Source organism: Gaiella sp. (assembly GCF_057140465.1).
Map to the genome: position 1 here is coordinate 1 of NZ_DBNHWK010000056.1, position 5,968 is coordinate 5,968.

Genomic DNA, 5,968 nt, shown 5'->3' on the forward strand with positions numbered 1-5,968 from the left:
TGCGATCGCCGCCCCGGCGCCCGCGCCGCCGCTGTGCCAGGCGCTCTCCGCCGGGCTTCCGGTGCCGTGCATCAACCCGACGGTCAACGGGTTCACGGTGCAGTCGAAGCTGTTCCGGAAGAAGTAGCGCTCGACCCCGTGCCGGGCACCGGTGTCCCGGTGCCCGGCACGATTCACCCATGACGACCGTCCGCCTCGGGACGTGCAGCTGGGCCGACGAGGGCCTGCTGCGCACGTGGTATCCGCGCGGGGTCTCCACCGCCGAGAAGCGCCTCCGCTACTACGCCGAGCGGTTCGACACCGTCGAGGTGGACTCCCCGTACTACGCGCTCCCCGACCCCGCGGTCACCGCACGGTGGGCGCAGCGGACACCGGACGACTTCGTGTTCCACGTCAAGGCGAGCGCGGCGATGACCTGGCACGAGGGCGACCCGACCGACGAGGCGTTCCGGCAGTTCCGGGGGGCGATGGAGCCCCTCGAGCTCTCGGGGAAGCTCCGCGGCGTCCTCCTCCAGTACCACCCGCGCTTCCGGAAGTCACCCGAAGCGCTCGCCGACCTGGCCCGCGCGCCGGATCGCCTCGCGCCGCTCGTGCCGCTCGTCGAGTTCCGCCACCGCTCCTGGATGGCCGACGACGAGCGCGCCGACACGCTGGCCTTCCTCGAGCGCCACGGGCTCGCCTACGTCTCGGTCGACAGCCCGCTGACACGGGCGTCGAACGTGTCGCCGCGGGTCGCGGCCGGCACGCATCCCGTCGCCTACATCCGCTTCCACGGGCGGAACGCGCAGACGTGGAACGTCCGCGGCGGCTCCGCGGCCGACCGCTTCGACTGGATGTACGCCACGGAGGAGCTCGCCGAGTGGGTCGAGCCGATCCGCCGCCTGGCGACGGACGCCGAGGAGGTGTACGCGCTCTTCAACAACAACCGCGACGACTTCGCCCCGCGGAGCGCCGCGATCCTCCGGGGGCTGCTCGACGAGGCCGGGATCGAGGCGACGGGGGCGGTGGAGCCCCCGCCCACCGAGTTGACCCTCTTCTGACCCGCTGCCGACCGGTGGTTACAGTCCCGCGCGTGCGCGTCCTCTCGATCACGCACGAGCCGGCGCCGATGGGTGGCGGCGGGCTCTTCGAGTCGGTCGTCGACGACCGCGGTGACACGCTCGTCCGCTGGCTCACGCCGACGCGCGACGCGCCCGGACGCCCGAGCGACTTCGACGCGGTGATGGTGTTCGGCGGGGCGGCACACCCGGACCAGGACGCCGAGCACCCGTGGATCCCGTCGGAGGCCGCGTTCCTCCGGGACTCGCTGGACGCAGGCGTGCCGATGCTCGGTGTCTGCCTCGGCTCACAGCTGATCGCGCGCGCGGCCGGCGCCTGGGTCGGCCCGGCCGAGCAGCCGGAGGTCGGCTGGCACGAGGTCGAGCTCACCGACGACGGGAGCGACGACCCGGTGCTCGGCGCCCTCCCCGTGCGGTTCACGGCCTTCCAGTGGCACTACTACACGTTCGAGCTCCCGGGCCGGGCCACGCTCCTCGGCACGAGCCCGCTCGCGCGGCAGGCGTACCGTCTCGGCGACCGCGTCTGGGGCGTCCAGTTCCACCCGGAGGTGACACGCCTGATGGTGGACCACTGGTGCTCCCTCGGTCACGCCGAGCTGCCGAAGCCGCAGGAGGAGATGCGACGAGAGACCGACGAGAACCTCGGCCGGTGGAACACGCACGGGCGGGCGCTCTGCCGGGGCTTCCTCGATGCCGCGGCGGAGACAGGATCGGCCCGTCCGGGCCCGTGACGCTCGCGACCCTGCCGGTCAGCCCTGCTCGAGGGGCAGCGTCGGGTCGTGCGACCACTCGTGCCAGGAGCCCGCGTAGTTCCTGGCGGCGTACCCCGCGGCGCCCAGGATCGCCACCGCGTGGGCCGAGCGGTTGCCCGAGTGGCAGTACGCGATCACCTCGGCACCCTCGGGGGCGCCGACGCGTTCCCGTACCTCCTCGGGGGACAGGCGCAGCAGGTCCGCGAGGTCGAGATGCCGCGCCCCGGGGATGCGCCCCTGCCTGGGGTCGCACGGGGCGCCGAGCGCACCGAGGAACTCGCCGCGGCTGCGCACGTCGAGCAACACGAGATCGTCCTCCCCGACGCGTGCTGCGAGCTCGTCCACGGTGATCTCGTCCACGGCGTCAGGATGACTGATGGGCCGCGCCCGTGGGGGCGGAAGCGCGCGAGAGCGGCCACGGCCCGTGCCCCGTCGACGGTGAGCACCTCGTGGCGGTCGCCCACACGGAGGAGCTGCGGCCCGCGGTCGCCACGGCCGACGCCGTCGACCGGAGGCCGACACCGACCACGGCGGGTGCGTGGAGCACCCACGCGGGCACGTGGTCGCCGAGCACGATCACCCTCCGGCGCCGTCCGCCTCGGGCCCGGCGAACCCGTAGGTGGCGCCCTCGATGCCGAGCACCGTGGCGATCTCCGCGAGCAGGTCCGCGGCCGGCGGGAGCCCCGCGGGCGTCTCCGCCGTCCGTGCCACCGTTCGCACCGCCGCCGGCTCGGCACCGGTGAGGCGGGCGAGCACCGTCGGGTTCGCGGCGAGCCCGATCACGTCCCCCGGAGGCAGCGACCCGTAGAACTCCGGGACCGACAGGTACTCGTCGACGATGCCGCCGCGGTCGAGCGCGATCAGGCGCACGACCTGGTCGACCTCGAGCGCCAGGGCGACGACGACCGCCCCCATCCTGTCCGACAGCTCCCGCGCGTACCGCAGCATCGCGTTCGGGTCGGTGTCGATGACGGGGTCGTACACGGCCGTCCACCCGTTGCGCGGCCCCTCGACGCGGCTCCCGGGCGACCCGATGCGGGGCGCGAACTCGGAGGCGGTCTTCTCCACCCATCCGCGATCGTCGTTCTGCACGTGGATCGAGCCGTACGACTGGGCGTGCCGCTCCGGCCGCAGCCGCTCGAGCAGCTCCTCGATCGGCGCCGACGCGGTGAGGACGAACTCGCGGAAGCCCCATCGCTGGTACACGGAGCGCGCTCGTGTGTTCGCCGTCAGCACCTCCAGCTCGAGGTGGCCGGCACCGCGCTCCCGGACGGCGTCCGCGACCGCCGTCACAAGCTCCGCCGCGACCCCGCGGTTGCGGACGGCGGGCTCGACGTAGAGGTCGCTGAGCACGGCCCGGGAGCCGTCGCGCATGCGCGCGAGCGCGAACGCGGCGACGCGACCGTCCTCCTCGTGGACGAAGCCGAGCCCGGAGGCCACGATCTCGTCGATCTCCGCGAGCTCGCGCGCCCGGTCGACGTCCACGTGCGCGGGCGACGGCACCTCCTGCTCGAAGGCGAGCGCGAGCGCCCCGACCGACGGGAGGTCTGCCGGAGTCGCCTGGCGCACACCCACGGGCGAGACGATAGGCGATGACCGACGTCCGGGACCGAGGCACCGGAGCCGGGCGCGAGGGCGTACGCTTGAGGGAGCCGGCGGTGGCCACCCCCCTCGGCCGCCGCCGGCGCTCCGGCCCCGCGCCCCTCCACGCCCACTCGTGCGGCCGCTCTCGGCGGTACGCCGTCCGCGCCGCACAGCGGCGAACGGGCCACCCGTACGGGCGTCGCGGTCAGCCGGCGAGGTCGGCGCCGAGCCGGACGAAGTCCTCGAACGGCTCGTACGCGACGCCCTGCGCGCCGAGCCAGTCGGCGAGCCCGGCCCGGGCGAACACACGGTCCGCCGCGAGGGCGACGCACCGATCGGACACGCCGTCGCCGACGAACACGAACCGGTCGAGGTCGCGCACCGAGTGGCGCTTGCACGGCTCCCCGCACACCTCGCACGGCTCGGCGGCGCGGAACGACGCCTCCCAGCCCTCGGGGCGCGGATCGACGCGGTTCGCGACGACCCGCGCGACGATCCCCTCCCGTGCGAGCACGGGCTCGATCAGCTCGTGGAAGCCCGCCGAGACGACGAGCGGGTCGTGCCGGGCCACGAAACCGGCGAACCCGCGCCGGAGCCGCACCCGCTCCAGCAGCCACGCGACGGCCTCGTCGAGCGGGACGCGCACGGTGCGCATCTCGGCGGCGATCACCTCGTGCAGGGTGAGCCTGCGCCCGATCGCCTCCTCGAGCGCGTGGAACACCTCGAGGTCACCGAACCGCTCGATCAGCATGTGCAGCGTGTCCCGCTCGGTCACCGTTCCGTCCCAGTCGACGACGACGGGCATCGTCTTCCCGGTGACGCTCATCCGACGGAGATCGTGAGCACACCGATCGCCGGCGCATCGACGTCGATGCGCGCCGGCAGCGCCAGTCCCTCGACGCGCGCGACCGCCGGTGCGGCGAGGACGTCGCCGGTGCGGAGCAGCGTCCCGGCCGCGGCCGTCCTGCGCATCGTCTCCCAGTCGACGCCGGACGCGGACGCCGCGAGCCGCTCCTCCCCGTCCACCCGCACGGCGATCCCGAGGTCCGATCCGAGCAGCTCGTCCGTCGTCACCACGACGGGGCCGAGGCCCAGGGCGAAGTCGCGGTCCTTCGGCGGATCGAGCCCGGCCGCCCGCACCTCCAGGAACAGCGTGACCCCGGCGATCGTGCCCTCGGCGCCGATCACCCCGGCGAGCCGGGGCAGCACGACGAGCGGGCTCGCGGGTGCCGGCGCTTCCGACGACGGGCCCACGACCGCCGCCGGGTTCGCGAAGGCGAAGCTCTCGTCCCGCTCGAACACGCGGATCGACGGCGGATGCGGCACGGGCGCGAGCAGCCGCACCGCGTCCCGGGCGTACTCGTCGTGCTCCCGCGCCCGCGCCCCGCCCGTGAAGAAGTGCTGCAGCGTCTGGGCCGCGAGATGGACGACCCGGTCGTCCTCGACGCGCCCGACCCAGCCGCGCTCCATCGGCCGGTCGACCGGGTGGAACATGCACAGCTTCACGGCTGCACGTTAGACGTCGCCCGCCGGCTCCGTGTGCACGATCACGTCGGCGACGCCCGGCACCGCAGCTCGCACCCGCGCCTCGACGGCGGACGCCGTCTCGTGCGCGTCCGCGAGGGAGCCGCCCGGCGCGAGCCCGAGCGTGACGAACACCACGAGCCCCTCGTCCGTGTGCAGGAGCCGGAGCTCCACGGGCTCAGCGCCGACCGCGGCGGCGACGATGCTCCCCAGGCGAACGTCTCGGTCGGCGACGTCGACGAGCTCCGCCTGCTCCTTCAGCGGCTCGAGGTGCGTCTGCACGGCGATCACCTCGGGCACCGCGCGGACGATCGTCCGCTCCACCTCCTCGGCGACCGTGTGCGCCTCGGCGAGCGCGAGGCCTCCCGGGAGCTTCAGGTGCAGCGACACCTCGACGCCGTCCTCGCCCACGTCGATCACCGACAGGTCGTGGAGGTCGCGCACGCGAGGGACGGACGTCGCCGCGGCGCGGATGCGCTCGTCGAGGCTGCCCGTCGCGGCCGCCGGCTCCACGTGGACGACGACGTCCGCCCCCGGGAGGGCCCGCGCCAGCGCCACCTCGACACGGTCGGCTGCAGCGTGCCCCTGTGCGACCCCGGCACCCGGCGAGACGGCGATCACGACGTCTGCGAACGGACGCCCCGCGGCCTGGCGGAGCCGTAGCCGCCGCAGCTCGACCGGCGGCTCGATCCCGGCGATCGCGGCGCGCGCGGCGGCCACGTCGTCGGCCGGCGCCCGGTCCATGAGCACGTCGACGTTGCGGCGCGCCAGCCGCGCAGCGGCGAGAACGACGAGGAGCGCGACGAACAGCGCCGCCACCGAGTCGCCCTGGGGCCAGCCTGCGCGCGCGGCCGCCAGGCCCCCGACGACGGCCAGGGTGCCGACGAGGTCGCTCCCGAAGTGCAACGCGTTCGAGAGCAGGGCCGCGCTCCCGAAGCGGCGCGCCGTCCGCAGCGACACGACGGTTCGGGCGGCATCGGTCGCGAGCACGACCGCCGCCGCGAGGAACGCCCACCACGCCGCGTCGACGTCGGTCGGGATCGCGCCCGC

General features: G+C 74.7%; 7 protein-coding genes. 2 read left to right on the plus strand and 5 right to left on the minus strand.

Annotated elements, in window-relative coordinates; all coding sequences use genetic code 11:
• The first annotated feature begins 179 nt into the window (after positions 1 to 179).
• Positions 180 to 1,040, plus strand: coding sequence for a DUF72 domain-containing protein (locus AC162C_RS08070; RefSeq protein WP_484097100.1), 861 nt, complete (start codon positions 180 to 182; stop codon positions 1,038 to 1,040).
• A gap of 32 nt (positions 1,041 to 1,072) precedes the next feature.
• Positions 1,073 to 1,789, plus strand: coding sequence for a type 1 glutamine amidotransferase (locus AC162C_RS08075; RefSeq protein WP_484097101.1), 717 nt, complete (start codon positions 1,073 to 1,075; stop codon positions 1,787 to 1,789).
• A gap of 18 nt (positions 1,790 to 1,807) precedes the next feature.
• Here the strand turns inward: AC162C_RS08075 and AC162C_RS08080 are convergent, their stop codons facing one another.
• The 5 genes from AC162C_RS08080 to AC162C_RS08100 all read right to left on the minus strand — a co-directional run.
• Positions 1,808 to 2,170, minus strand: coding sequence for a sulfurtransferase (locus tag AC162C_RS08080; RefSeq protein ID WP_462973062.1), 363 nt, complete (start codon positions 2,168 to 2,170; stop codon positions 1,808 to 1,810).
• A gap of 216 nt (positions 2,171 to 2,386) precedes the next feature.
• Entirely contained in the window at positions 2,387 to 3,385 is a 999-nt protein-coding gene (locus AC162C_RS08085; protein WP_484097102.1) for an N-acetyltransferase family protein, read from the minus strand.
• 214 nt (positions 3,386 to 3,599) lie between these two features.
• Positions 3,600 to 4,220: a haloacid dehalogenase-like hydrolase gene (locus tag AC162C_RS08090; RefSeq protein WP_484097103.1), complete on the minus strand. Its 621-nt coding sequence runs from the start codon at positions 4,218 to 4,220 to the stop codon at positions 3,600 to 3,602.
• Entirely contained in the window at positions 4,217 to 4,900 is a 684-nt protein-coding gene (locus AC162C_RS08095) for a hypothetical protein (protein WP_484097104.1), read from the minus strand. Before AC162C_RS08095 ends, AC162C_RS08090 begins: the two co-directional genes overlap by 4 nt.
• A gap of 9 nt (positions 4,901 to 4,909) precedes the next feature.
• Positions 4,910 to 5,968 (minus strand): cation diffusion facilitator family transporter (locus tag AC162C_RS08100; protein WP_484097105.1); only part of this gene is annotated, 1,059 nt, incomplete at its 5' end.